Origin of the sequence: Pseudomonas sp. MF6755 (assembly GCF_016405635.1) — a bacterium.
GTDB classification, from domain to species: Bacteria; Pseudomonadota; Gammaproteobacteria; order Pseudomonadales; family Pseudomonadaceae; genus Aquipseudomonas; species Aquipseudomonas haemolytica.
Genome location: NZ_JAEKDA010000009.1, coordinates 122091 through 147497, shown reverse-complemented (window position 1 = coordinate 147497; position 25407 = coordinate 122091). Strand labels below are relative to the sequence as shown.

The following is a 25407-nucleotide window of genomic DNA, read 5'->3' as shown; positions in this document are numbered from 1 at the left end:
CCCGCCCACCTCCCCCGACATCCTCTTAAAAGACGATGCGACCCCACCCTTCTGGAGCCAGAAATGTCTACGATCACCGGCCACAACTACATCGGCGGCCAGCGCAGCGCTGCCGGCACTGTCATCATCAAAAGCATTGATGCCAGCACAGGCGAGCAGTTGCCTTACAGTTTCCACCAGGCCACGGTTGAAGAAGTTGACCATGCCGCCAACGCTGCGGCCATCGCGTATCCGGCTTACCGCAGCCTGAGCGCCGCCAAACGTGCCGAATTCCTCGACGCAATCGCCGATGAACTGGACACCCTCGATGATGATTTTGTGGCGCTGGTCTGCCGCGAAACCGCATTGCCCGCTGCCCGTATTCAAGGCGAGCGTGGCCGCACCAGCGGCCAGATGCGCCTGTTCGCCAAGGTACTGCGTCGTGGGGATTTCTATGGGGCGCGGATCGATCAGGCACTACCGGAGCGTAAGCCGCTACCGCGCCCGGATCTGCGTCAGTACCGCATTGGCCTCGGGCCGGTGGCGGTGTTTGGTGCGAGTAACTTTCCCCTGGCGTTCTCGACTGCCGGCGGCGACACAGCTTCGGCGTTGGCCGCAGGTTGTCCGGTGGTGTTCAAGGCGCACAGCGGCCACATGGCCACCGCCGAGCTCGTCGCGGGTGCGTTGATTCGCGCCGCCGAAAAAACCGGCATGCCGGCCGGAGTGTTCAACATGATCTACGGCGGCGGGGTTGGCGAAGCGCTGGTCACGCATCCGTCGATTCAGGCAGTGGGTTTCACCGGATCACTCAAGGGTGGCCGCGCGCTGTGCGACATGGCGGCAGCACGTCCACAGCCGATTCCGGTGTTCGCCGAGATGTCGAGCATCAATCCGGTGATCGTCTTGCCCCTGGCGCTGGAGGCGCGGGCCGACAGCGTCGCCCTCGACCTGACCGCTTCGGTGGTTCAGGGTTGTGGTCAGTTCTGCACCAATCCGGGTCTGGTGATCGGTATTCGTTCGCCGCAGTTCAGCGCGTTCGTGCAGCAAGTGGCGCGCTTGATCGGTGATCAACCGGCGCAAACCATGCTCAACGCCGGAACGTTGCGCAGCTATGGCCAAGGCTTGCAAAAACTCCTCGCGCACCCTGGCATAGAGCACCTGGCCGGCAACGCGCAATTGGGCAATCAGGCCCAGCCGCAACTGTTCAAAGCTGATGTCAGCCTTTTGATCGATGGCGATGAAGTCTTGCAGGAAGAAGTGTTCGGCCCGACCACGGTGTTCGTCGAAGTGGCGGATCAGGCGCAGCTCAGTGCCGCGTTGCATGGCCTGCACGGGCAACTGACGGCGACCATCATCGGCGAACCGGCGGACTTCGAACAGTTCGGCGAACTGACCGCGCTACTGGAGCAGAAGGTCGGGCGAATTCTGCTCAACGGCTATCCGACGGGTGTGGAAGTCTGCGATTCGATGGTTCATGGCGGCCCATATCCGGCGACGTCGGATGCGCGCGGCACGTCAGTGGGCACGCTGGCCATTGACCGCTTCCTGCGCCCGGTGTGCTTCCAGAACTTCCCGGACGCCTTGCTGCCCGATGCCTTGAAAGATGCCAACCCTCTAGGTATCGCGCGCTTGGTGAATGGGGTGAGCAGCCGCGACAGCCAGTAAACCTCTACCCTTTCCCATGTTCCTTGAGGTAACCCAACAGCTTGCTGACGGCGGCGGACAATGGCCGAGATTCGCGCGTCAGCAGGCCGATGTTGACCATGGTGATGGGCAACTCCACCGGTAGGATCGCTACCATGCCATAGCGCAGGTAGTGCTCCGCGACGTCATTGGGCACCACGGCGATCATGTCCGAGGCCTCGATCATTGAGGTGGTGGCCAAGATCGACGCAGTTTCAACGATGTCCAGCGTCTGCACCATGCCCCCCGCCTTCAGTGCGCTTTCCACATGGCGACGCATCGGGCTGCCGATCGGATGCAGAATCCAGGTCTGCGTCACCAAGTCAGCCAGGCTCAGTTTTGCGGCCGTGGCCAGTGCGTGCCCGGGACGTGCAATGACGCGCATCTGCTCGCCCTTTTCGAACAGTTGAATATCCAGGCCCTGGCTGTCGATCTGGTCCGGGAGCCGCCCCAGCACCACATCATAATCGCCGCGAATCAGCGCCGGCAGTAGCGCGTCGCTGGTCCCGACTTCAATACAGATACGCACCTTCGGGTTATCCGCCTTGAATGCCAATACGCCCCGGGTCAACAAGGTCGGCACCGGGCCCATCACCGTGCCGATGCGCACCAACCCCGAAGCACCGCGTGCCAGCTCCGCCAACTGCGCTTCGGCATGTTCAAACTCATGAATGGCCCCGTGGGCGTAATGAATCATTACTTCGCCATAGAGCGTCGGTTCCATGCCCCGTGGCAGGCGCTCGAACAGCTTGGCGCCGAGGCGCTCTTCCAACTGCTGCAATAACAGGCTCGCAGCCGGCTGCGTAGTGTGCATTGCGGCGGCCGCGCGACGCAGGTTGCGGAACTCGCCCAGGGCATTGAGCAGTGCAATCTGGCGGCTGGAAATCTTCAGCGGGCTGAAGGTTTTCGCTGGCGCCGAGCTGGCGAGCGTTGGGTCTTTCGACGGCTCTGACATATCAATTTTAATATCCATCTATACGAATCGACGATTATGCCTATATCGCCGACCAACCTACAGTCGAACTCCCAAGTGGTCACCTATAAAAAGAGTTCTCCATGAGCATTCGAATCACCCACCTGAGCGTTCGCGACATTCGTTTCCCTACTTCCCGGTCACTCGACGGCTCTGACGCCATGAACAGCGCGCCAGACTATTCGGCGTCCTACGTGGTATTACACACCGACTCCTCAGGCGGTATGGAAGGCCATGGCCTGACCTTCACCATCGGCCGCGGCAATGAAATCTGTGTGGCCGCCGTGCAATCGCTGGCGCCACTGATCGTCGGCTTGACCCTGGAAGAGATCACCAGCGACATGGGCCGCTTCTGGCACAACATCACCGTGGGTGACAGTCAATTGCGCTGGCTGGGTCCGGAAAAGGGCGTGATACACCTTGCTACTGCCGCCATCGTCAACGCGGTGTGGGACCTGTGGGCCAAGACCGAAGCAAAGCCGGTGTGGAAACTGCTGGCAGACATGACACCCGAGCAACTCGTCGCCTGCCTGGACTTCAGCTATGTGACTGACGCAATCACGCCTGAGGAAGCCATCGCCCTGCTTCGTCGTCAGGCGCCCGGCAAAGCCACGCGTGAAGCAAAGATGCTGCGCGAAGGCTACCCCGGCTACACCACCGCCCCGGGCTGGCTGGGTTACTCTGAAGAGAAAATGCGCCGGCTGGCCCGAGAAGCCGTAGCCGATGGCTGGACTCACTTTAAACAGAAAATCGGCGCCAACCTGGAAGACGACATGCGCCGCGCTGCGATCCTGCGCGAAGAAATTGGCTGGGAACGCACCTTGATGATGGACGCCAACCAAGTCTGGAGCGTTGATGAGTCGGTGGCAAACATGCGTCGCCTGGCCGCTTTCGACCCGTGGTGGATCGAAGAACCGACCAGCCCGGACGATATCCTCGGACACGCAACCATCCGCCAGCGCATTGCACCGATTGGCGTCGCTACCGGTGAACACTGCCATAACCGGGTAATGTTCAAACAGATGTTCCAGGCCCAGGCCCTGGATTTCTGCCAGTTGGACGCCGCACGCCTGGGCGGTCTCAACGAAGTGTTGATTGTGTTGCTGATGGCCGCCAAGTTTGACGTGCCGGTATGCCCGCACGGCGGCGGCGTCGGCTTGTGCGAGTACGTGCAGAACATCTCGCTGTTCGATTACATCGCGGTATCCGGCTCGCTGCAAAATCGTGTTCTGGAATACGTCGATCACTTGCACGAGCACTTCCTGGAACCCGTGGTGATTCGCAACGGCCGCTACATGCCCCCGCAACGGCCCGGCTACAGCATCGAAATGACTGCCGAAACGCTGGAACGCTACCAGTATCCCAATGGCCCGGTTTGGATTGATCTTGCCCAATCCTGACCGCTAAGCAGCATCCGTTCTTACAACGGCACAGTGGCGCCCCTTACACGGGGCGCCATGACACGTGCACCCAACTCTATTAGGACTATAAAAATGACAATCCTAAGCCCCATCGCCGTGACCCAGGCCCCTGGTGCCTGTAACGAGCATCGCTTGACCAACCTGCTGTTGCGCAGACTGATGCCGCTGCTGGTCGTGGTCTATGTCATGAGCTTTCTGGACCGTACCAACATTGCCCTGGCCAAAGCCAGCATGGGCATCGACCTTGGACTTTCCGCTGCGGCGTATGGCTTGGGTGCAGGGTTGTTCTTCCTGACCTACGCGCTGTTCGAAGTGCCCAGCAACCTGATCATGCAAAAGGTCGGCGCGCGATTCTGGATTACTCGCATCATGATCACTTGGGGCCTGCTCTCGACGGGCATGGCGTTCGTCCAGGGTGAAACCTCGTTCTATGTCATGCGCCTGCTGCTGGGCGTCGCCGAAGCGGGCTTGTTTCCAGGTGTCATGCTTTACCTGACCTACTGGTTCAACCGCGAACAACGCGCCCGCGCCACGGGGTATTTTCTGCTCGGTGTTTGCATCGCCAATATTCTCAGCGGCCCGCTGGGCGGTGCCCTGTTGCAGCTCGATGGTTGGCTCGGCTGGCATGGCTGGCAATGGTTGTTCGTACTGGAAGGTTTGCCAGCCGTGGCGCTGGCCTATGTAGTATGGAAGAAACTGCCCGACGGCCCCTCCTCCGCGTCCTGGTTGTCGGCGGCTGACGCTCGGGAAATCCAAGCGCGCTTGGATGCCGAGAGCGACGACGCCCCACAACAAACCCGCCTCAATCAGATGTTGCGCGATAAGCAAATCTGGCTGGCGATCGCCGTCTACTTCGTGCACCAGATCACCATCTACACCGTGATCTTCTTCTTGCCCGGCATTATCGGCAACTACGGCTCATTGACGCCGCTGCAAATCGGTCTGCTGACCTCCGTACCGTGGATCGCCGCCGCCATTGGTGCCGCCACTTTTCCACGTTTGGCCACCTCTGCGCAGCGGTGCCGACGCATTCTATTCTTTGGCCTGCTAACCATGTCTGCCGGACTGCTGGTAGCTTCGTTTTCCAATTCCTATATTGGCCTGATCGGTTTTTCACTGACGGCACTGATGCTGTTCGTCGTGCAGTCGATCATCTTTGTTTTCCCCTCCAGTCGCTTGACTGGAACCGCCCTGGCGGGTGGCCTGGCGTTCGTCACAACGTGCGGGTTGCTGGGTGGCTTTGTCGGCCCATCAGTGATGGGGCTGATCGAACAGACGACAGGTACCACGCGCAATGGGTTGTGGGTAATTGCTGGCTTACTGGTCGTTGCGGCGCTGGTCAGCACGCGCTTGCGACAGGGCCAAGAGCAAACCGCCACCTGAGAGGTCAAGGCAGTGCGCTTCGGGGGTGGCCATATGGGGCCAACCCCGCCATGAAGGTGGAAACGAACATTTACTGCAGGGATCGCCGTCCACGCCGAGAACGGTGAAGATATCAAAGACCCAGTTTCCGATGAATCGTAAGGCCGCTCCGCTTAGAGAGCAGCCTTACGCCTTTGCGGGCCTGGTGGTTGAACCCACGCGCAGTTGCCCTTCAGTAGCGGAACTTGCCGCCATGAATGTCCTGCAGCACCTGCTCAGTCACGCGCACGTAGGTTTCGGTACCCGGCAGCCATGCGTAGACCGGGTCTTCGCCGGTTTGGCCGGGGTCGAACGCTTCGGTCTTCAGCTTGGTTTTCTGATATTTGAACGTGCCGGTGGTTTCCATGTGGGTCTTGATGCGCAGGAACATCGGCACCGCGTAGTGAGGCATCTGGCTTCTGACGAAACGCAGCAGGTCGCAAAAATCCAGTTGCTCCAGTGGGGCCGATGGGGTGATGGCGGCCATTCCGGCGCGACCGTTGGTGTTTTTGATTTCCACACCGTAGGCCACGGCTTCGGCGATGTGGGGGTGTTGCACCATGATATTTTCGACCTCGGTGGTGGAGACGTTTTCGCCTTTCCAGCGGTAAGTGTCTCCCAGGCGGTCGACGAATTGGGCGTGGCCAAAGCCGATATCGCGAATCAGATCGCCGCTGTTGAAGTAACGATCGCCCTTTTCGAAAACGTCGCACAGCACCACTTTTTTGTTCTTCTCTGGATCGGTGTAACCGTCGAACGGGGCGTTGTCGTCGATCTTGGCCAGCAACAACCCCTGGCCACCCTTGCCGACTTTCTGCATGAAACCGTTCGCGCTGCGCCGCGGCTCGCCGGTGTCGTGTTCGTACTCCACCAGCGACCAAGCGTTGAGCGCAAAGCCGATGGTGTTGTCGAAGTTGAGGATGTTGGTAAAGCCGATGTTGCCATCACTGGCGGCATACAGCTCGCAGACCCGCTCGATGTTGAAGCGTGTCTTGAAGTCGATCCACACGCCGGGGCGCAGGCCGTTGCCAATCATTTTCACCACTGGGTTGTCGCCATCGTTGCCGGCTGGAGGCTGGTCGATCAGGTAGCGACACAATTCACCGACGTAGCAAATGGTAGTGGCCTTGAATTTGCGCGCGTCATCCCAGAACTGGCTGGCGCTGAATTTGCGGCGGATGGCGAAACCCGAGGCGCCCGCCAATGCCGAGCCCCAGCTCACGCACAGCCCGGTGCCGTGATAGAGCGGCAAGGTGCAATAGACGATGTCATCGGGGCGCATATCCAGAGCGATCATGCCGAAGCTACCGTAGGCTTTCATCCAGCGGCCGTGCTTGAACACCCCAGCCTTGGGCAAACCGGTAGTGCCGGAGGTGTAAATGTAGAAGCAAGCGTCGTCGGAGTAGACCTGCTGGGTTGTCGCCGGGTTGGCGGTGGAATGCTCTTCGCTGACGCGGGTCAGGTTGACGTAACCCTCAGGCGCAATACCCGCATCGCGCGTGGTGTCGGTGTCAGCCAGGAAGAAAGTGCTCAGCTCATCAATGGCAACGTCGTTACGCACCGCGTCAAAAGAGGGTACCAACTCTTCACCGACGATAATCGCCGAGGGATTGACCAGGTTCAAACTGTGAATCAGGACGTTGTGGGTCTGCGAGGTGTTGAGCATGGCGCAGATACCCCCGATCTTGCTGACGGCCAGCACGCTGACCAGCAATTCCGGGCGATTTTCAATAAAGATGCCGACCACATCGCCCTTTTTCAGGCCACGGTCAAGCAAGTAATGGGCGAAACGGTTGGCCCACTGGTTGACCTGTTCATAACTGAAACGATTGTCCTTGTAGAGCAGCGCCGGTCCTTGAGGGTTGCGCGCAACCGCCTGTTCGAAGGCCCAACCCAGGCCGCAGGGTTGATCAGCCTTGAGCTTGGACACTTTGACGCCCCTGACGAGCCGGGGAATGGCGCGGGTGATCGAGGGGATTTTGCGCAGCATCATGCCCCAGGTAATCATGTCGCTATTGCTACTCATGGCACCTCCTAGTGGATTGACCGTGGCAGGCAGGCGGCTCGACAAGCGCCATGACCAACCGATCGTTTTTATTGTTGTGCACGCCATGTAAAAAGCCCTCACGCAGCGGGGTGCGCGAGGGCGCCTGTTGCCAAGACTTAGAACTCGTCGGCGACCGACTCGAGGATCTTGCCCATCAAGTAAACCGTGGTACGTGCGACTTGTTTGACCGACTCTTTTTCTTCGTCGGTCACGACCCAGCGGTCGATGGCCGCGTTGACTTGCTCGGAGTGTTTCTCGTCGATGATCGCGTGGGCAACAAAGAAGGTAAGTTCTTTATCCGTCAGCTTGAGATGGTTTTTGCATACGTCCATCAAAGGCTCGAGGTGCTCGTAGCAGTCCTCGGCCCAAAAGCTGTAGCCCAGGCGTGGAATGATCCCGCGGCATACAGAGACGAAATCCAGATAGCCGTAGAACGCCTCGGTCGCCGGCAGCATGGGTTTTTCGAACTCGGACTTGTCGACGCCAATGGCGATCAGGTCGTTGTACGCCATGTTTTCATGACCCAGTTCCTCCAACGCATGCTTCATCGCAAAACGCAGCAAGCCAACCTTTTTGTGGTCCTGGTTCCAGCACGCCACCGCTTGGTTGATCGCGTTGTTCTTGGTGTAGTGATACACCTGGACAATCGACTTGATGTAGAGGTCGCGCTGCAACTCGGGGCGTTTCATCATCTGGAAAAAACGGCCGATCTTGATCTTTTCCCATTCGGCATCACAGACGGCTTTCAGCTCTTTACGAAACTCGGTCACTTCAGTCATTTCACTCTCTTCCTTGGCGGGTTGATAAATCGCTTATGACACTTTTTATAATTTCAGGGGAGCACCGACTTACAGGCGCAGCACGGACTTTATGATGTAGATAAACTTGGAGAAGAACCCCAAGCCTTCGATGGTGTCCCAGTGCTCCATCAGCACACCGTTTTCCACACGATAAATATCGATCACCTTGTAATTCACCGTGAAGAACTTGTGCCTGGCCCAATGTTTGGCATACAGGAAAACATAATCGCCTTCGGCACAGACTCGCTCAATTTGGGTGCCTGACTCGGGGAATGTCTTGAAGAACTGCGTAAAGTAGGTCTTGAAGCCTTCGCGGCGCGGTGGAATAAATACGTTATTGTGTTGTACATATTCCTCCGCAATCAATGTATCGGCGACCGCCAGTTCACGCTGGCCAAACATGCGCTCGTAAAACTCGATGACCACTTCTTTGTTCCTGGCTTCCATCTTGGATCAACCTCAATATTGTCGTTATTTTGGGATGCTCAGACCGCCAGCGGGAGCCTCGCGGTTCGGGCGGCCAAGGTGTGGCGAATCAAGTCATCAATGTCCATCAGGTCTGCGGGGCAGCTTTGCAGGCCGAAGAACGGCGTGACCGATGGCAACAGATCGCCTTTGTACAGAGCGTAGTAGTGTTCGCCGCGGGCTTTGATTTGGAAGAAAATACCGTCCTGATCAAAGACAAAGCTGTCGAACTTCGGCGCCAGCCTTGGTTTCACGTAGGTGATGAATTTTCTGTAGCCGCCTTGCAGGGCAACCAGCGAGGCACCGGTCATGGCCAATCCGTTGACCACATTCTTGACCGGGGAATGCTTGTCGACAATAAGTCGCGAGAGTTCGACGCAGTCATGCTCATAATTGGGCCCGGAGAACTGCACCAGTTGTTCATGGCTGATGAACTCGCCCGACTCGTGAGGGAAAGGCGTAATACGCTGGGTGCCGATAATTTCACCATCATAATAAAAGCCAAACACATAAGAGCGCGGATCGTACTCATCCAGGCAGACGGTGTCGTCTACCGAGTTACCAAACAACGTTTTGTAATAAACCTTTCGTTGCCCATACAACCGGTTGCGGGCACGAGACAGTTCGGAAAACTGCGCAGGCGTAACCACTTGCCTGACTTTGACTTTGTCAGACTGACACAAGTCTTGAAGTACTGAATCATAGAAACTGTAGATTGCCGAACCGGCTGGCTCATCGTTTACCAACTGCATACTTGCCGAAGGCAAGGCAGTCATATTACTTGCGAGTGACGGCATGAAAATCCCCTTCTTATTGTGATTTTTATTATTTATTTCAGCCCAGCGCACACTTAAGTTTCCACAGTTCAATACATGGCTGCGCCTCCTTGCGTAGATGTCTACAGGTGGTTGATTTGCGCACTGCACGCAGCAAGGCATTCACTCCTCTTAGTGCGGGCGTGCCTTTAGACTAAAGCGACTTACGGTTAAAAGGGTGGCAGCGAGGTCAAGGCTCGACGGATCTGCTCTGCGCGCTCGCCCAACACTTGGGGCGTAGCGAGCGGAAGGTCTGCATGACCCAGGTTGAAACCATCACCGACAAAACGGGCCAGCACATGCAGGTGGGCGTGGCCCACGGTTTGGCCGGCCACAGCGCCATCGCACAGCAGTAGGTTGATTCCTTCGCAGGGTTGTTCATTGAAGCTCAAGCCGCTTTCGCGCAGAGCGGCGGCCAACCGTTGACCCACACGCATCATGTGGCCAAAGGTTTGAGGAGGGATATCACCCAGGCCACTTGCGTGAACCTTGGGAATGACCAGGACATGGCCTGGCGTAATCGGCTGGATGGAAAGAAAGGCCAGGCATTGCTCGTCTTCGTAGACAACGGCAGCCGGTGATGCTTTGTTGGCGATTGCACAGAACATGCAGTTCACGGATAGCTCCCTCTATTGTTGTGGTGCATACCCGGTGGAGGCATGAAGATCCGGGATGCTACGGTCCGAATTCCATTGCAGACCTGACAGCGTTGAACGCTTAGCTTGAGGGTGAAATTACGCTGGGGATTCCACAGCTGTACACGGGAGTTTTGAAATGTTTTGTATCTGAACTGCTGAAAAACACATAACAAGTTGATTTAATTTAATTTTTCTTAGGTGGATTTTGTACCTGTCCCTGAAAAACGGTACAGGCCACGACTGGATATCACATCAAACCGTTTCAGGTCTGGAAGGTGTTCTCTCTAATGCGCTGCTTAGGTCGCTCCGTTGCGCGAACAAATAAAGCCGCGCGGGGACAACCTGGCTCAGCATCTCGCGTTGTTCGATTCCGCTCAGGAGGTGCATCAGGTCGTGGCGATTGATTTCGTAGATGGACCACCGGCCGAGCGTTGGCAGGGTGTCTTTTTTGAAGAGTCTCAGGATCTGCGAGAGTGTGCTCTGACGCCCCTCTCCAAGCTGCTCCAGCAAAAAACCAACTCAGTGCGCGTCCGAATTCAAGACTCTCATTCAGGACTTAAACACACCGGATAGTGCTGGATTTCAGTGGTTCCCACAGGAACGAAAAAAGGACCCGAAGGTCCTTTTTTCAATCACTTACAGAATTCACTGAAACTCTGTAGCGTTATGTTTGGAGCGGGAAACGAGACTCGAACTCGCGACCCCGACCTTGGCAAGGTCGTGCTCTACCAACTGAGCTATTCCCGCTTGGTGATGCGCATTCTATAGAAATCTCAGAACCCGTCAACCCCTTGATTCAAAAAAGTTTTATTTCTTTTCAACGGTCGTGCGCAGATGCGGCCAGGCGGCGCGCAGATATTGGAGCATGGACCACAGGGTCAGGCCGGCGGCGATCAGCAGCAAGGCGTAGCCGGTGAGGACCCAGAACGAGAAGTCCGACGGGTTGGCCAGCAGGATGACCAGTGCGAGCATCTGCGCGGCGGTTTTCCATTTGCCCATGTTCGACACGGCGACGTGGGCGCGGGCGCCAATTTCGGCCATCCATTCGCGCAGGGCCGAGACGACGATCTCGCGGCCGATGATCACGGCGGCCGGCAGGGTCAGCCACAGATTGCCGTGCTCCTGCACCAGCAGCACCAGGGCGACGGCCACCATGAGTTTGTCGGCCACCGGGTCGAGGAACGCACCGAAAGGCGTGCTCTGTTCCAGGCGGCGCGCCAGGTAGCCGTCGAGCCAGTCGGTGGCGGCTGCGAAGGCGAAGACCGAGCTGGAGGCTACATAACTCCATTCATACGGCAAATAAAACAACAAAATGAAAATCGGGATAAGCAGGACACGTAGAACGGTAATCAGATTAGGGATATTCATCGGCACAACTGGCTACGAGGTGAGAAGGCATTCTATTCGCTGTGCAGGTTTGCATAAATCAGCTCAGCGAGCTTTTTACTGATACCGGGTGCTTTGGCTATCTCCTCAATGCTGGCACGGGATAGCTCCTGCAAGCCACCAAAATGTTTAAGCAAGTCGCGACGCCGGGTCGGGCCTACCCCGGCAACCCCTTCCAGGGTTGAAGTTCGCCGGGTTTTGCCACGGCGCGCACGGTGGCCGGTAATGGCGAAACGGTGGGCTTCGTCGCGAATCTGTTGAATCAGGTGCAGTGCGGGTGAGTCGCCCTTCAAAGTGAACTCATGGGCGGCATCATTCAAGTATAACGTCTCGAAACCTGCCTTGCGCGTGGCGCCCTTGGCCACGCCGAGCAAGATCAGGTCGGGCACGGCCAGCTCGTTGAGCACGTCTCGCGCCATGGACAACTGGCCCTTGCCGCCGTCCACCAGCAGGATATCGGGCAGCTTGCCCTCCCCGTCCTTCAACTTGCTGAAACGCCGCGTGAGTGCCTGGTGCATGGCGGCGTAGTCATCGCCGGCGGTAACGCCTTCGATGTTGTAGCGCCGGTAGTCGGACTTGATCGGCCCTTCCGGTCCGAACACCACGCAAGAAGCCACCGTCGCCTCACCGCTGGAGTGGCTGATGTCGTAGCACTCCAGGCGCTGGGGCGGCTCGTCCAGGTTGAGCACCTCGGCCAGGGCGTCGAAGCGTGCGGCAACGTGTTGACGATTCGCCAGGCGCGCGCCCAGGGCCTGTTCGGCATTGGTCACGGCCAGTTGCTGCCAGCGCGCACGGGTGCCGCGTACGCGGTGGCTGATGTCCAGCTCGCGGCCGCGCAGCTCGTGGATAGCCTCGATCAAGGTGGGGAAATCTTCATGCACCACGTTGACGATCAGCTCAGACGGCAGGTCGCGCTCAGGGCTGCTGACGTAGTACTGGCCAAGGAACGCGGCCATCACCTCGGCAACCTCTTCGTCGATACCGGTCTGCGGGAAGAAGTTCTTGCTACCCAGCACCCGGCCAGCGCGCACGCTGATCAGGTGCACACAAGCGCCGCCCGGGTTGACGAAGGCGGCGATCACGTCGACGTCGCCGGTGCCACCTTCCATGCTTTGCTGGTCCTGGACGCGGCGCAGCAAGGAGATCTGGTCGCGCAGTTCGGCGGCCTTCTCGAAATCCAGGGTGCTGGCGGCCTGCTCCATGGCACCGGACAGCTCATCGGTGAGCGCGTTACTGCGCCCTTCAAGGAACATCACCGAGTGGCGCACATCCTCGGCGTACTCTGCCTGTTCCACCAGGCCCACGCAGGGTGCCTTGCAGCGCTTGATCTGGTATTGCAGGCACGGTCGCGTGCGGTTCTTGTAGAAACTGTCTTCGCACTGGCGCACAAAAAAGGTTTTTTGCAGCAGGCTCAGGCTTTCACGAATCGCACCCGCACTGGGATAAGGCCCGAAGTACTTGCCCTTCTGCTTCTTTGCCCCACGGTGAATGCTCAGGCGTGGGAAATTGCCGTCCGATAAAAACACATAAGGGTAGGATTTATCGTCGCGCAGCAGGATGTTGTAGGGCGGCCGCCACTCCTTGATCAGCGTCTGCTCAAGCAGCAGCGCCTCGGTTTCATTAGCGGTGATGGTGGTTTCGACCTGGGCGATACGCGCCACCAGGGCAGCGGTTTTCGGCGCCAGGCCGGTCTTGCGAAAGTAGCTCGCCAGACGGTTCTTCAGATTTTTGGCCTTGCCCACGTACAGCAGGCGGGCCTCGCTGTCGAACATGCGGTATACGCCGGGGCGGCCACTGCAGGTGGAGAGAAAGGCACTTGGATCAAACGGTGTGGTCATGTCAGGCGCTGGCGTCCACCATGCCGTGGCGCACCGCGAGCAGGGTCAATTCAACATCACTGCTGATGGCGAGCTTCTCGAAGATGCGATAGCGGTAGGTGTTAACAGTCTTGGGCGACAGGCACAGTTTGTCGGAAATCGTCTGCACCTTCTGGCAACCGACGATCATCAGGGCGATCTGGATTTCCCGCTCCGACAGCGCGTCAAAAGGCGAATCACTGGTGGGCTGGAACGACTTGATAGCCAATTGCTGGGCAATCTGCGGGCTGATGTAGCGCTGGCCGGCAAAGACCAGGCGAATGGCTTGTACCATCTCCGCCAGGCCCGCGCCTTTAGTGAGATAACCGGCGGCACCGGCCTGCAGCAGGCGAGTCGGGAAAGGGTCTTCCTCGCACACTGTCACTACCACGACCTTGATATCCGGATGACTGCGCAACAATTTGGTCGTGGCACCCAGACCGCCGATCCCAGGCATCTTGACGTCCATCAGCACCACATCGGGCTTCAGCTCTCGGGCCTTGATCAGGGACTCCTCCCCCGACTCCGCCTGGCCGACCACTTGCAGGCCATCGATGTCAGCCAGCATTCGTGTAATGCCTGTACGAACGAGATCATGGTCATCGACTACTAGCACCCTAATCAAGCAGACACCTCGCGATATGGTCTTATAGGTTGCTGAACACCTTAACAAAAAACCAAGGCGCAGACCTAGTTGCAAGTGGCATATATATAGAGATTCAACGCGCTGTGGCTGTTCGCCGGGTGGCGAGCAACGCTGTTTCCTGGGTGAAAGGTCAGGAATCCTGGGGTTGTGGCTTGGCTTTTGCGTTCAATACGGATGAATGTTCGGCCAAGGTACTGGTCAGGCGACGAATTGCATCCTGGTCTTCCTTGAACATCGCGCGGTAGTTAGCCAGCACTTTTTCTTCGTTCTGGCTGACGTTATCCAGTTGGATCGGCGTTGGGCTGCCGGTCAACACGTACAGGACGTCTACACCTCTTTCGGCGACACGGGACAGATAGTCGGCCTTGGGTGCGCGACCGCCACTTTCATATTTGCCTTGTGCGTTGGCTTCAACACCCCCTATTTCACCAAAAGCTTTTTGCGACAAGCCAAGCCGCTCTCTTTCTTGCCTTAAGCGCGAACCGATTCCATTCATTTAGATGTATGACCCTGAATTTGCACACCCTGAGAGGTGATACACCATCACTTCGTTAAACAAATTTGTAAGCAGTGACTGACAGCAGTATGCGCTTATTCGTACAGCGTGCTTGTTTTAGTCCGGTGTGAGTGCGCGACACTCCCGCTCCATGCGCCAGAAGCAGTCCTCTTCACCCACAATGCACAACCCCAGGCGCTGATACAGCCTTTTTGCCGGGTTGGTCTTGAACACGGTCAAGCGTAAAAAACCCAGGCCCTCGGTGCCTGTCTTGAGCGCCATCTGTTCCAGCACCCAACTGCCCGCACCCTGCTTGCGGCAGTGTTCCAGCATGTGCAACTCACGAATATACAAGGCCTTTTCGTCGCGACTCAGACTGACAAACCCCATTACGCCATCATCGTTGCACACCAGCCAGTTCTCGCGACCCGCCCAGGCGGTGTCGAAGCCGTCGTTGGACCACAGCAAACCGTACTGCAGGTAGTAGCGGTTCATGGCTTGATAGGTGAGGCTTCGGGCAAACGGCAGGTCCTGGTCCGTCGCCTGGCGCAGGTGAAACGCCATGTTAGACAGCGACCACTTGGCCAGCCCACAGCCCATCCTCGCGACGGGCGATCACCAACGCGTCGCCGACCCCGGGTGCAGCGGCAAGCAAGTTGCCATCCCCGGTCCAGATCGCACTGCGCCCTGCACAGGCCCAGCCTCCCGAAGGGCCACCATGATTAGCCATCAGTACCAGCATGCCATGCTCGGCTGCATAGCCTTGAAGCAGCGCGCTGTCCGCCGCGTAGCCACCCTCACTCACCAGCACGCCGGCCGCATACGCCGTGGCACCCGCTTCAGCCGCACGCCGTGGGTGGCTGGCGTGGGAAAAGTCCGCGCACACCGCCAGCGCAATGCGCTCATCTCCCCACGCCAGGATCTCGCCGCCCTGCCCGGCTACAAATGCCAGCTCTTCGCCAGAGTGCAGATGCTGCTTGGTGTAGACGCCCACTGAACCGTCCGCTCCCAGCACCAGCGCGCCAATCAGCACGCCCGCGTGTGGCGCCAGCCGTACCGGCATGCCCACCACTGCCGTCAATCGCAGCTCCCGCGCCATCTCACGCAGCGGAACCAACACCGCGCTCTCGGGGGTAATAGCCAAGTCCGCCGCCAGGAAGGGTTCATAGCCCGTCAACGACAATTCCGGAAAGACCAACCATTGCACACCCTGCTCTGCCGCGGCCCGCATCATGGCAAGGTGCCGCTGGATATTGGCCGCTACGTCGCCGGGGATGGAAATGGTTTGCGCGGCAGCAAGGGTCAAGGCAGTCATGGTCGCGTCCTGGCAATCATTGTTTAAGTGTCATCAGCATATCGGCACACACCCATAGCCGTAAGTCCCCCCACACGATAGAAATTACTGATTGAATCCACCGGTACGCCTCTAGTAAGCTCCCCCCATCATTTGGAGAGCCACCATGTTGCAACTCACCCACACTCAGGTTTGCCCTGCTGCCAGCGCCTTGCGCTCGGTGTCGGCCACCCGTGTGAACGGTTCGAGCGCACTGGCCGGCTTTTATTTTGGGTATTGGTTTAGCCACTGGCGCGCCTGATACCTGAAATCGGCGCCCACTACTCAAGGGGTCGCCTACCAGAGAAATCTAAACCCCCGGTCGGCTCCCCGACCGGGGGTTTTGTTTTTTCAGCCTCTAATAATTTGTTTGCTCAAGACCACTTAAAGGAATCAAGCCATGAACTACGCCACCTATTACCGCTACGACACTTGCACTGCATGGCGATTTAGCCAGCTCCGTTCGGGACAGCCTGCCGCCTCCGACCGGTCACCCCGTGGTGGCAAGCCAACACACGTAGCCGATACGGCCAATTGTCGAACACCCCAGTAGGCCAAGCGCGCGGGAATCGCCCGCCGCTTGCCCAGGAAGCCTTGAATATGAACTCCTCCGTCGCCGCTTTGCCCCGCTCTGCCATGAAAAGCGCCCTGTCTTGCGCCAATGAAGCCCTGACCCAGCGCCTGCCCAGCTCCCTTGAACTCAAGCACCAACTGCCCCTCAGCCCGTTCCTCAATGAACAGATCCACGCCCACCGCCAAGCGGTGCGCGCCATCCTCAATGGTGAAGATTCACGCCTGCTGGTGATAGTGGGCCCGTGCTCGATACACGATCCGGAATCGGCCATGGAATACGCACGCAACCTGAAGAAGCTGGCGCTTGAAGTCAGCGACCAGATGCTGCTGGTGATCCGCGCCTACGTAGAAAAACCCCGCACCACCATCGGTTGGAAAGGCCTGGCCTACGATCCGCACCTGGACGGCAGCGATGACATGGCCGCCGGCCTGACCCTGTCCCGCGAGCTGATGCGTGAAATGCTGCGCCTGGGCTTGCCGATCGCCACCGAGCTGCTGCAACCCATGGCTGCCGGCTACTTCGATGACCTGCTCAGTTGGGTCGCGATTGGCGCGCGCACCACTGAATCGCAGATCCACCGCGAAATGGCCAGCGGCCTGGGCATGCCTGTGGGCTTCAAGAATGGTACCGACGGCGGCGTCGCGATTGCCTGTGATGCGATGCGGTCCGCCTTCCACCCGCACCGCCATTTCGGCGTCGACAGCCAAGGCCACCCGGCGATCATCCAGACCCCAGGCAACCCCGACACTCATCTGGTACTGCGCGGTGGTCATCGCGGGCCGAACTACGATGCGCAGAGCGTGGCCCAGGTGAAGCAGGATCTGGCCAAGTCCAAAGTGGCGGCGCGAATCATGGTCGATTGCAGCCATGCCAACAGCGGCAAAGACCCGCTGCGCCAGCCGGCGGTATTCAACGACGTGCTGGAGCAGCGCTTGCAGGGTGATACGTCGCTGATCGGCATGATGCTTGAAAGCCACCTTTTCGAAGGCTGCCAGCCGTTGAGCCCTTCGATGAAGTACGGCGTGTCGGTCACCGATGGCTGCCTGGGCTGGAACGGTACCGAGCAGTTGTTGCGCGATGCGGCCGAGCGATTGCGGGACCACCGCAAACCGACTGACGGATAAAGATCAAAAAATATGGGAGGGGCAGCAGGAATGGGAAAGTTGACGAACGGTCGTGCGAATGTTCAGATGCCCTCCTGTTTCAGGTGCCCCCTGCCGCCGTGCTTGGGGTGAAACGGGAAACCGGTACGCTCGCTCGAGCAAGTCCGGTGCTGCCCCCGCAACGGTATATGCGTGATCCCTTCGATACACCACTGTGGCCATCGCGCCATGGGAAGGTGGAGGTATCCAGACGCATGAGCCCGGAGACCGGCCTGGAATTTCTGTTTGGCAAACTCCTGCGGTGGGCGGGCATGGGCCGGTATTGGCGTGTGCTCGATGCCTTCTCCTGCGTGCTTCTGCGAAGATACTTTCGAGAAGACTATGATTCGACGTTCATTCACTCCCTTGATCGGCTACCTGTTCAGCCCGTTGCTGCTGGCTGACGACAACGCCCTGATACTCAACCCGCAAATCGTCTCGGCGCCATCGGTGGAGTCCACCACCGTCGCAGCCATGGCCCAATACGGCAGTAAAGTCGAGGTGGTCAGCCGCGAACAGATCGAGCGGGCCGGACCTGCCGCCGACGTATCCCGGGTGATGCAGATGTTCATTCCCGGGCTGTACGTAGCGCCGAAGAACGGCCCGTTCGACTACGGTACCTATTCCCTGCTCGGCGGGCGCAACGATGACACCCTGATTCTGCTCGACGGCGTGCGCCTGAACAATCGCCTGTACGGCGGCCTGTACCTCGACACCCTGCCGGCCAACGCTATCGAACGCATCGAAGTACTCAAGGGTGGCCAGAGCCTGCTGTTCGGCACCCAGGCAGTCTCGGGGGTGATCAATATCGTCACCCGCAGCCCACAAACGCGTACGGCTTCCGGCGAAGTGAACCTTGGGGTCGATACCTTCGGTGGCACCACCGGCGACGCGCGGGTCGAGAAAATCTTCAACAACGGTTGGGGCGACCTGGGCTTATTGGCCTACGTCAGCCGCAATGCGTCCGAGGGCTACCAACCGTTTCGCAACCGCGATATGAAAAACGTCACGGACAAACGACGCTCCTACGAAGTCACCACCTTCGGCACCAAGGCCATTCAATCCATTGGCGACGATTCGCGCCTGGAACTGTTCTACCAATACGCCGATGCCAATCTGGATTTCGCCCGCCCGGTGGCTTCCCACAAGACCACCAACGACCGCGTTCAGCAGATCGCCACGGCGACCTTCGAGCAGAACATCAACGAACGCCTGAGCTATTTCGTCAAGGGCCATATCAACGATTGGGACACCCGTTATACCCGCATCAACAACCTCGAAGGCGGTGGTACGAAGGTCATCAACCATAACGACTACTGGGGTTTTACCGACTGGGGCGTGCAAGCCGAGGGCAAGGCCGAGTTGCCGGGAGGGCATGTGTTGATCGTCGGCAGCGATAACCAATGGTTCAAGGGCCAGGACGATGTGCTGGTAATCGACGACAACAAAGCCCAGGCCCACGCGCTGTACACCCAACTGCGCCCACAGATCGACGCCATGCCCGACTGGCATCCCAGCATTGGCGTGCGCCACGAGGCCATGAGCGGCGGTGACAGTGCCACCGTCGGCATGCTCACCTCGCTCTACGACCTCAACGATAACTGGGCAGTACGCGGCCAATACGGCACGGCTTACAAGCTGCCCAACGCCGAGCAGCTATTCGTCAATGAAGATGACGAAAAGGGCAACCGCAACCTCAAGCCGGAAAAAAGCCGCAACGCCGAACTGGGTATCGACTACAAGGGCCTGCTTGCCGGGCGCGATTTCAACGCCAGCGTGACCCTGTTCAAGCGCAAGATCACCGACCTGATCACCCTGGACGGTGTGCAGTGGGTCAATGGCCAGGGCCAGATCCAGATGCGCGGTTTCGAGGCCGACGCCAAGCTGGCGCTCAACAACCAATGGAGCGTGCAGGCGGACATGACCCGCAACCTTACCGAGTCGCGTGCCGGAGTCACCATCAACGATATCCCGAGCTTCTTTGCCCGTTCACGCATTGGTTTCGAATCGGAAAACCGCTTGTGGGGTGCAGGTGCGGCCATCCGTTATATTCGCGATGTCATCAGCTCCAAGCAGGTCGAGTACGGTCATTATTCGGTGGTAGACGCAGACGCCTATCGCTACCTGGACACTGCGCACCAGCACCGCGTGAGCCTGCTGGTGGAAAACCTGTTCGACCGCGACTACGTCACCAGCCGCTCCAACAACGTCGACAACCTGGGCCGACCGTTCACCTCAGAGGTGCGTTATACGTATCGCTTCTGATGACCGACATCATACAAATCGACGGGGTGGATACCCATCCCGACTGGTCGCGTATCCCCGACCACGCCCACCATGTATTGCTGTGCACTGGCCCGCGCTGCACCCAGCGCGGTGCCTTGCAGCTGTGGAAAACCCTGCGCCGCCGCTTGCTGGAACACCGGCGCATCGAAGTGCCCGGCGGCGTGCTATTGACCCGCACCCATTGCCAATTCCCCTGCAACCTGGGGCCGGTGCTCACGGTGTACCCACAGCGTTGCTGGTACGGCGTACACAGCAAGGCCGATGTGATACGCCTGGTGGATGTGCACCTGGTGGGCGGTGAGGTGGTCGATGAGATGCTGATCCAGGAGCGCTCATGAAAGTGCCGTGGTTAAGCGTGGGTGCCCTGCTCTGCAGCGCGCCGGTACTGGCGGACAGCTACCGCAATTGCGCCCAGGCCTGGACGCTGCCGCACACACCGCCTTCACGCATCGTCGCCCTCAATCAACACGCGGCCGACCTGCTGCTGGCCCTGGATGCCGGGCCATCACTGGTCGGGGTGGCTTACTTGGATGACGACGGTATGCCCCATCGACAGGGCAGGTACTTCGAAGTGCCAGTGATTGCCGCCAAATACCCCTCCAGCGAAGTGTTGTATGCGCAGCGCCCCGACTTGGTGGTAGGTGGCTTCGCCAGCGCGTTCGGCAACGGTGTGACCTCCCGCACCGGTCTGGCCGATAACGGCGTGGCATCCTACCTGCTTGAATCTGCATGCGCCGGGCACACGCTGGATTACTTCGGACATATCCGCCAGGACCTGCGCTCCCTCGGCGCCCTGCTGCACAAGACCCAGCGCGCCCAGGCATTGAGCGATGCACTGGATGCCGACTTGCGGCAGGCCCAGGCAATGGCGAGCGATGCCAGCCCCGTGTCGGTGTTTTACTTGGACAGTGAGGTCAACGGCCTCGACAGCGAAGGCCAACGGGGCTTTGTCACCGCCCTGCTGGCCGCATCCGGTGCCCGAAACGTGATGGCTGATATACCCCTTTCACGTGTCACCGTGAGCAGCGAAACCTTGCTGATAAAGGATCCGGACGTCATTGTGCTGGCCGACGCCCTGTGGTCCCCCGCCAGCCGCAAGCGCCAGTTACTGACCACCGACCCGGTATTGTCGAAGTTGCGAGCGGTGCGTGAGAACCGGATGATCGCTATCCCGTTTACCCATTTGGTGCCCAACATCGGCAGCGGCCAGGTGGCGCTTGAATTGGCCCGAAAACTCAAGGCCAGCGCGCCGTACAACGCGCCTGCGGCATCCCGCGTGGTTGAGAACGCCCCCTAGACCCGGGCCACCGGCACGCGGGATAGCTCACGCAGCCACGGTAATACCCGCAGGCCCTGAGCAGCCTCGGATGGATCGACGATGTCGATGAAGTGTTCGAGGTTGACGATGTCCGGCACGCCCGGCAGACGCACCCGCACCGCCGGGGTTACGCCGGCAGGGGCGCCCAGGTCCAGATGTTCGTATACCAGCACATGATGCACATGAAGCTGAGGCCCATAGGGATGGGCCATCAGCCCCGCGTTGATGATCAGCACATCGAAGGGTTCAGCAGGAATGGCGGTAAGAATCTGGACCTCTTCGAGAGTCTGCACCGGCACAATCCGGTAATACCCCAATTGGTTAAGCATTTTCTCGATGTGCAAGCGTTGCAGATGCTGTTCATCAGCAATCAGGATGGTCAGTGCTTTGTTTGGCATGGCAAACCCTTGGGCAGGCAGCGCTCGGCAGTGAGCGTCGGCCATTTTCCAGACATATGCCGACGACAAAATCAGGCATATTCCCAGTTCATGTAGGAGTTCTCCCAAATACTCCGAATGGTGATGAGCCACGGTCAAGGCTGATTGCAATAAGCGCTCAAGCCATGATGCAAAACATCGATCGCCTCACCCACGGCCTCAACCGCTTGCCCTAATGCCTGGCGGTCGCGCTGTTCACACGCCGCCTCCAATGCCTCGCACCCATCGATCAACCGATGCGCCTTGACCATCCGCGCGCCCCCCTTGGCACGATGGGCCAGGTCGTGCAGCTTGGCAAAGTCAACCTGGCTTGCCAGCAGTGGCAACAAGGCACGATCTGCCTCCAGACTTTCGAGCAACGGCGCCAGCAACTCGACCAGCGCGGGGTGATCATCCCCCGTCAACGCAACCAGCCCGCTCAAGTCAAACGTCGCCAGCTGCGACGGGCCAAGGTCGGCCGAGCGCGAGGCCAACGCCAACCGCAAGTCATCAAGCCCGGTAGGCTTGAACAGGCAGCCATCCATGCCTGCTTGCCGACAACGCTCAGCTTCCTCAGGCTGTGCGTTGGCGGTGAACCCCAACAGCAGGCAGGGTGCCAAGCCGCGTTCATGCTCTTGTGCGCGAATCTCCTGTGCCAACTGATAGCCGTTCTTGAGCGGCATATTGCAATCGGTAATGACACCGTCGAACTGTCCGGCGCGCCATTGTTCAACCCCTTGAACACCATCCTCGGCCGTGGTGATGCGGTGGCCCAGGAAACTCAACTGGCGCGCCAACAGCAAACGGTTGGCCGGGTAGTCGTCCACCACCAGAATACTCAGCGCGCGGCCCTGAGGTGCCACATCACCCGAGGGTGCCGCTCGGGCCGGCAACGTGTCTGTCGTGGCCAGCGCCAAGCTCACATCCACTCGTGTGCCATGCCCCAGCACGCTGCTCAAGTGCAGTTGGCCGCCCATCATTTCGCACAAGCTGCGGCTGATCACCAACCCCAGGCCAGAACCGCTGCGGGCCGACTGCTGGTTATTGGTGCCTTGGATAAACAAACTGAACAACCGCTTCTGGTCCTCGACGCTGATACCAATACCGGTGTCTTGCACCCATAACTGCAGTTTCAACCGATCGCCTTCGACCGCGGTCTGAGCACAGAGGCTTACCTGACCCTTGGCGGTGAACTTGATGGCATTGCTCAGCAGGTTCGACACCACCTGCTTGAATCGCAGCGGGTCGACCAACACCGTCCGGTCACTCAATGGGTCGAGCTCAACGTGCAGCGCCAGCCCCTTGGCCCGCGCCAACCCCTCGAACACGCGCGCCACGGACGCCAGCAGCTCATGCAGGTTGGCCGGTTCCAGGCTCAGCGACAAATGCCCGGACTCGATTCGCGCAATATCAAGAATATCGCCAATCAACTCCAACATGCCGCGCGAGGCCACCGATGCCACCTCCAATGCGTCGCGGTCGGCCCGCCCCTGCTCAGCATTTTTCAAGGCCAGCTCGATCATGCCGATCACCGCATTCATTGGCGTGCGGATCTCGTGGCTCATAGTCGCCAGGAAAGTGGTCTTGGCGCGGTTGGCGGCATCGGCATCGTCCTTGGCCTCCTGCAACTGGCCCAGCAGCCGATGCCGTTCGCTCACGTCTACCCAGCCGGCAATCATGCCCACCACCTTCTCGTCGCCGTCGCGGTAGGGCAGCATCCACTGGTAAATGGTCAGCACATCGCCATTGGGCACCTTGAGTATCCGGTCATGAATCTGCGGCTCGCCCCCGGCCATCAAACGCAGGTAATCCTCCTGAAACGACTGGGCCTGTGGAGGGTTGTCGGTGTCGGTTTCCACCACAGTCCGGCCGATCACGTCTTCAAGCTTGTAACCAAACACATCGAGGTACGCGTTATTGCAGGCCATCAACCGCCCCTGGCGGTCGCGCACGTAAATTGGGTGTGGAGTGCCATCTATCAACACACTCATGAACCGCATCTGATCGCTAAGCGCCCGCTCGGCCTGCACGCGCTTACGAATCAGACTGCGCAGGTAGATAACCCAGCCCAGCGTGACCACCAACAACAGCGCGGCCAACCCGAAGCCTTGAATGATCACGCTGCGATAACGCAGCCAATAGCTGTCTTCAATGATGACTTCGCTGCGCCATTGGCCAATCAATTCGTCCATTTCCTGCGGTGTGATGCTCAGCAGTGCCTTGTCCAGGATCGAATACAGCTCCAACTGGCTGCGATTGACCCCAAAGGTCACCCGTGCCGGCTCAGTTCCGACTGTGCTGGTGATTCGTAAACGGTCGCGGTAATGCCGGGCAATCAGATAGCGCGCACTGATCAGTGAATTGACCGCACCATCAGCGTCACCATTGGCCACCAGCGCCATAGCTTGCTGCGGGTTCTCCACGTCGACGAACACAATCCCTGGAAAATCCTGCGAGATCTCATCATGCAGGCCATTGCCGATCACCATGGCCAGGCGTCTGCCGACCATATCCTCCAGCGTGAGCGGGCTGTGCGGGCTGTCACGGGTCACCAGTACAAATGGATTGGTCAGGTAGGGCCGGGTAAAGCGCACCTTTTCGGCACGCTCCACACTGGGGGTGACGACCGCCAGCATATCCGCCGTGCCCGCACTGACGATATTGATCTGGCGCGGCAACGAACTGCCGGGGACCACATCGAACTTCAAACCGGTGCGCAAGCTGATGCGTGACAGCACCTCCGCACTTAACCCTTCGAATTGCCCCTGATCACCGATAAAGGACAACGGCAGGAAGTCGTTGAGCACCGCGACTCTGACCCGTGGATTTTTCTGCACCCAGCGTTGCTCATTGGCACTCAAGTGCAGCCGGTCGACACCGACAATCCCGAGGTTGCCACCGCTCCAGCGGCGCAGGATTTCCATCTGCTCACTCGCGGGAATCGCCTCCAGCGCGGCATTAAGGATCGACAGTAACCGCGTATTTTCCCGGGCGACGGCAAACGCAAACGGGTTGACTTCCAAGCCGGAAAAATCCGCCATGCGCACGTTGTTGAGGTGGTTACGATTGATCAGGTAATTGATGCTTATCGCATCGCCCAGGTAGACATCGGCGCGCCCAAACGCCACGGCGCCGATCGCCTCGAAGGTCGAGGCAAAAAGCGCCAACTGGGCATGGGGGTAAAATGCCCGGACTGCGTCGGGTTGCATATAGTGATACAGCATTGCCACACGCTTGCCTGCCAGGTCGTCACTTAACACTTGGCTGTCACCGCTGCGGGTCACCAGGGTCGGTTGATCGTTGGCGTAAGAGCGCGACAAAAGCAGTTGCGGGTCGGCAGCCTCATAGCCATTGGCGGAGCCCAGAAAATCCACCGCGCCCTGCTTCAGGGCTTCGACCACTTCATCGCGGGAGCCGTAACGCCGAACCTCGATAGAAATATGCAGGGCCTGGCCGATCAATGCGGAAAAATCGGCAGTGATACCTTCGAGTTCGTCGTTGTTATTGGTCAAATCAAAAGGTGGGTAATCGGGAGCAGAAATCCCCATCAACAATGTGCGCCGCTCGCGTAGCCAGCGCCAATCAGCCTCCCCCAGCCCCACTGCGGTGGTTTCGATATGGGAGTGCCCCAGCAGCCGCAAAGCGTGAGGCTCGTCGAGGGCCACCGCGATCAGGGGTAACAGGCTCATCCAAAGGATCGTGGCGAACCTCGTAAACGCGGTGGTGATCATT

General features: G+C 58.9%; 22 protein-coding genes, 1 tRNA gene and 1 riboswitch. Of the genes, 8 read left to right on the top strand and 15 right to left on the bottom strand.

The features are described 5' to 3' along the window. The first annotated feature begins 63 nt into the window (after nt 1–63). A complete protein-coding gene (locus tag JFT66_RS13945) occupies nt 64–1644 on the top strand; it encodes an aldehyde dehydrogenase (NADP(+)) (protein ID WP_198859438.1) in 1581 nt (526 codons plus the stop codon). A gap of 4 nt (nt 1645–1648) precedes the next feature. Here JFT66_RS13945 and JFT66_RS13940 read toward each other — a convergent pair whose 3' ends face one another. After that, entirely contained in the window at nt 1649–2635 is a 987-nt protein-coding gene (locus tag JFT66_RS13940) for a LysR family transcriptional regulator (RefSeq protein WP_198809724.1), read from the bottom strand. A gap of 83 nt (nt 2636–2718) precedes the next feature. Here JFT66_RS13940 and JFT66_RS13935 point away from each other — a divergent pair, with 83 nt between their 5' ends. Then, nucleotides 2719–4035, top strand: a complete 1317-nt coding sequence (locus JFT66_RS13935) for an L-fuconate dehydratase (protein WP_198859437.1) — start codon at nt 2719–2721, stop codon at nt 4033–4035. Nucleotides 4036–4128: 93 nt separating this feature from the next. Next, nucleotides 4129–5439: an MFS transporter gene (locus tag JFT66_RS13930; protein ID WP_198859436.1), complete on the top strand. Its 1311-nt coding sequence runs from the start codon at nt 4129–4131 to the stop codon at nt 5437–5439. 211 nt (nt 5440–5650) lie between these two features. On the opposite strand, the gene JFT66_RS13925 is transcribed toward JFT66_RS13930, so the two are convergent. The 12 genes from JFT66_RS13925 to JFT66_RS13870 all read right to left on the bottom strand — a co-directional run bounded on the left by JFT66_RS13925 (nt 5651) and on the right by JFT66_RS13870 (nt 15921). Continuing rightward, on the bottom strand, nt 5651–7483 hold the full coding sequence (locus tag JFT66_RS13925) for a long-chain-acyl-CoA synthetase (RefSeq protein WP_198859435.1): 1833 nt from the start codon (nt 7481–7483) through the stop codon (nt 5651–5653). A gap of 137 nt (nt 7484–7620) precedes the next feature. Beyond that, nucleotides 7621–8283: an iron-containing redox enzyme family protein gene (locus JFT66_RS13920; RefSeq protein ID WP_034119074.1), complete on the bottom strand. Its 663-nt coding sequence runs from the start codon at nt 8281–8283 to the stop codon at nt 7621–7623. A 69-nt stretch (nt 8284–8352) separates the two neighbouring features. Then, the gene (locus JFT66_RS13915) at nt 8353–8751 is read right to left on the bottom strand and encodes a nuclear transport factor 2 family protein (protein ID WP_153838450.1); all 399 of its coding nucleotides are present in this window, start codon (nt 8749–8751) and stop codon (nt 8353–8355) included. 38 nt (nt 8752–8789) lie between these two features. Then, complete coding sequence (locus JFT66_RS13910) at nt 8790–9566, bottom strand: N-acyl amino acid synthase FeeM domain-containing protein (protein WP_233094219.1); 777 nt, start codon at nt 9564–9566, stop codon at nt 8790–8792. A gap of 188 nt (nt 9567–9754) precedes the next feature. Next, complete coding sequence (locus JFT66_RS13905) at nt 9755–10192, bottom strand: HIT family protein (RefSeq protein WP_034119071.1); 438 nt, start codon at nt 10190–10192, stop codon at nt 9755–9757. Between the two features lie 701 nt (nt 10193–10893). Next, a tRNA-Gly gene (locus tag JFT66_RS13900) sits at nt 10894–10969 on the bottom strand. 60 nt (nt 10970–11029) lie between these two features. After that, the gene (gene pgsA / locus JFT66_RS13895) at nt 11030–11590 is read right to left on the bottom strand and encodes a CDP-diacylglycerol--glycerol-3-phosphate 3-phosphatidyltransferase (RefSeq protein ID WP_034119069.1); all 561 of its coding nucleotides are present in this window, start codon (nt 11588–11590) and stop codon (nt 11030–11032) included. A gap of 32 nt (nt 11591–11622) precedes the next feature. Next, entirely contained in the window at nt 11623–13446 is a 1824-nt protein-coding gene (uvrC, locus tag JFT66_RS13890; RefSeq protein WP_153838451.1) for an excinuclease ABC subunit UvrC, read from the bottom strand. Between the two features lies 1 nt (nt 13447). Then, nucleotides 13448–14089, bottom strand: a complete 642-nt coding sequence (gene gacA / locus JFT66_RS13885) for a response regulator transcription factor GacA (protein ID WP_003190387.1) — start codon at nt 14087–14089, stop codon at nt 13448–13450. Nucleotides 14090–14240: 151 nt separating this feature from the next. Continuing rightward, on the bottom strand, nt 14241–14606 hold the full coding sequence (locus JFT66_RS13880) for a helix-turn-helix domain-containing protein (protein WP_034119067.1): 366 nt from the start codon (nt 14604–14606) through the stop codon (nt 14241–14243). A gap of 117 nt (nt 14607–14723) precedes the next feature. After that, nucleotides 14724–15170, bottom strand: coding sequence for a GNAT family N-acetyltransferase (locus JFT66_RS13875; protein WP_198859434.1), 447 nt, complete (start codon nt 15168–15170; stop codon nt 14724–14726). Between the two features lies 1 nt (nt 15171). Next, a complete protein-coding gene (locus tag JFT66_RS13870) occupies nt 15172–15921 on the bottom strand; it encodes a carbon-nitrogen hydrolase family protein (protein ID WP_198859433.1) in 750 nt (249 codons plus the stop codon). 145 nt (nt 15922–16066) lie between these two features. Between JFT66_RS13870 and JFT66_RS30030 the strand changes: the two genes are divergently transcribed. The 5 genes from JFT66_RS30030 (at nt 16067) to JFT66_RS13850 (ending at nt 21238) form a co-directional block, all read left to right on the top strand. Further along, nucleotides 16067–16201 carry a hypothetical protein gene (locus tag JFT66_RS30030; protein WP_267910996.1) on the top strand — a complete coding sequence of 45 codons (135 nt, stop codon included), beginning with the start codon at nt 16067–16069 and terminating at the stop codon, nt 16199–16201. Between the two features lie 338 nt (nt 16202–16539). Continuing rightward, nucleotides 16540–17637 (top strand): 3-deoxy-7-phosphoheptulonate synthase, encoded by a 1098-nt coding sequence (locus tag JFT66_RS13865; protein WP_034119064.1) that lies wholly within the window; start codon nt 16540–16542, stop codon nt 17635–17637. A 64-nt stretch (nt 17638–17701) separates the two neighbouring features. Then, nucleotides 17702–17906: riboswitch (cobalamin riboswitch) on the top strand. 91 nt (nt 17907–17997) lie between these two features. After that, a complete protein-coding gene (locus tag JFT66_RS13860) occupies nt 17998–19920 on the top strand; it encodes a TonB-dependent receptor plug domain-containing protein (protein ID WP_198859432.1) in 1923 nt (640 codons plus the stop codon). After that, on the top strand, nt 19920–20279 hold the full coding sequence (locus JFT66_RS13855; RefSeq protein WP_153872345.1) for a (2Fe-2S) ferredoxin domain-containing protein: 360 nt from the start codon (nt 19920–19922) through the stop codon (nt 20277–20279). The genes JFT66_RS13860 and JFT66_RS13855 overlap by 1 nt, the downstream gene beginning before the upstream one ends. Further along, nucleotides 20276–21238, top strand: a complete 963-nt coding sequence (locus tag JFT66_RS13850; protein WP_198859431.1) for an ABC transporter substrate-binding protein — start codon at nt 20276–20278, stop codon at nt 21236–21238. Before JFT66_RS13855 ends, JFT66_RS13850 begins: the two co-directional genes overlap by 4 nt. Here JFT66_RS13850 and JFT66_RS13845 read toward each other — a convergent pair. Together JFT66_RS13845 and JFT66_RS13840 are read right to left on the bottom strand one after the other, a co-directional pair. Then, the gene (locus JFT66_RS13845; protein ID WP_034119186.1) at nt 21235–21657 is read right to left on the bottom strand and encodes a hypothetical protein; all 423 of its coding nucleotides are present in this window, start codon (nt 21655–21657) and stop codon (nt 21235–21237) included. The genes JFT66_RS13850 and JFT66_RS13845 overlap by 4 nt on opposite strands. A 134-nt stretch (nt 21658–21791) precedes the next feature. Further along, on the bottom strand, nt 21792–25406 hold the full coding sequence (locus tag JFT66_RS13840) for a transporter substrate-binding domain-containing protein (protein ID WP_198859430.1): 3615 nt from the start codon (nt 25404–25406) through the stop codon (nt 21792–21794). Nucleotide 25407: the final 1 nt, after the last annotated feature.

Excerpts from the sequence above, each read along its gene's own strand:
- JFT66_RS13945 (WP_198859438.1), top strand. The coding sequence starts at position 64 with ATGTCTACGATCACCGGCCACAACTACATCGGCGGCCAGCGCAGCGCT.
- JFT66_RS13940 (WP_198809724.1), bottom strand. The coding sequence starts at position 2,635 with ATGGATATTAAAATTGATATGTCAGAGCCGTCGAAAGACCCAACGCTC.
- JFT66_RS13935 (WP_198859437.1), top strand. The coding sequence starts at position 2,719 with ATGAGCATTCGAATCACCCACCTGAGCGTTCGCGACATTCGTTTCCCT.
- JFT66_RS13930 (WP_198859436.1), top strand. The coding sequence starts at position 4,129 with ATGACAATCCTAAGCCCCATCGCCGTGACCCAGGCCCCTGGTGCCTGT.
- JFT66_RS13925 (WP_198859435.1), bottom strand. The coding sequence starts at position 7,483 with ATGAGTAGCAATAGCGACATGATTACCTGGGGCATGATGCTGCGCAAA.
- JFT66_RS13920 (WP_034119074.1), bottom strand. The coding sequence starts at position 8,283 with ATGACTGAAGTGACCGAGTTTCGTAAAGAGCTGAAAGCCGTCTGTGAT.
- JFT66_RS13915 (WP_153838450.1), bottom strand. The coding sequence starts at position 8,751 with ATGGAAGCCAGGAACAAAGAAGTGGTCATCGAGTTTTACGAGCGCATG.
- JFT66_RS13910 (WP_233094219.1), bottom strand. The coding sequence starts at position 9,566 with ATGCCGTCACTCGCAAGTAATATGACTGCCTTGCCTTCGGCAAGTATG.
- JFT66_RS13905 (WP_034119071.1), bottom strand. The coding sequence starts at position 10,192 with ATGTTCTGTGCAATCGCCAACAAAGCATCACCGGCTGCCGTTGTCTAC.
- pgsA (WP_034119069.1), bottom strand. The coding sequence starts at position 11,590 with ATGAATATCCCTAATCTGATTACCGTTCTACGTGTCCTGCTTATCCCG.
- uvrC (WP_153838451.1), bottom strand. The coding sequence starts at position 13,446 with ATGACCACACCGTTTGATCCAAGTGCCTTTCTCTCCACCTGCAGTGGC.
- JFT66_RS13880 (WP_034119067.1), bottom strand. The coding sequence starts at position 14,606 with ATGAATGGAATCGGTTCGCGCTTAAGGCAAGAAAGAGAGCGGCTTGGC.
- JFT66_RS13875 (WP_198859434.1), bottom strand. The coding sequence starts at position 15,170 with ATGGCGTTTCACCTGCGCCAGGCGACGGACCAGGACCTGCCGTTTGCC.
- JFT66_RS13870 (WP_198859433.1), bottom strand. The coding sequence starts at position 15,921 with ATGACTGCCTTGACCCTTGCTGCCGCGCAAACCATTTCCATCCCCGGC.
- JFT66_RS30030 (WP_267910996.1), top strand. The coding sequence starts at position 16,067 with ATGTTGCAACTCACCCACACTCAGGTTTGCCCTGCTGCCAGCGCCTTG.
- JFT66_RS13865 (WP_034119064.1), top strand. The coding sequence starts at position 16,540 with ATGAACTCCTCCGTCGCCGCTTTGCCCCGCTCTGCCATGAAAAGCGCC.
- JFT66_RS13860 (WP_198859432.1), top strand. The coding sequence starts at position 17,998 with ATGATTCGACGTTCATTCACTCCCTTGATCGGCTACCTGTTCAGCCCG.
- JFT66_RS13855 (WP_153872345.1), top strand. The coding sequence starts at position 19,920 with ATGACCGACATCATACAAATCGACGGGGTGGATACCCATCCCGACTGG.
- JFT66_RS13850 (WP_198859431.1), top strand. The coding sequence starts at position 20,276 with ATGAAAGTGCCGTGGTTAAGCGTGGGTGCCCTGCTCTGCAGCGCGCCG.
- JFT66_RS13845 (WP_034119186.1), bottom strand. The coding sequence starts at position 21,657 with ATGCCAAACAAAGCACTGACCATCCTGATTGCTGATGAACAGCATCTG.
- JFT66_RS13840 (WP_198859430.1), bottom strand. The coding sequence starts at position 25,406 with ATGATCACCACCGCGTTTACGAGGTTCGCCACGATCCTTTGGATGAGC.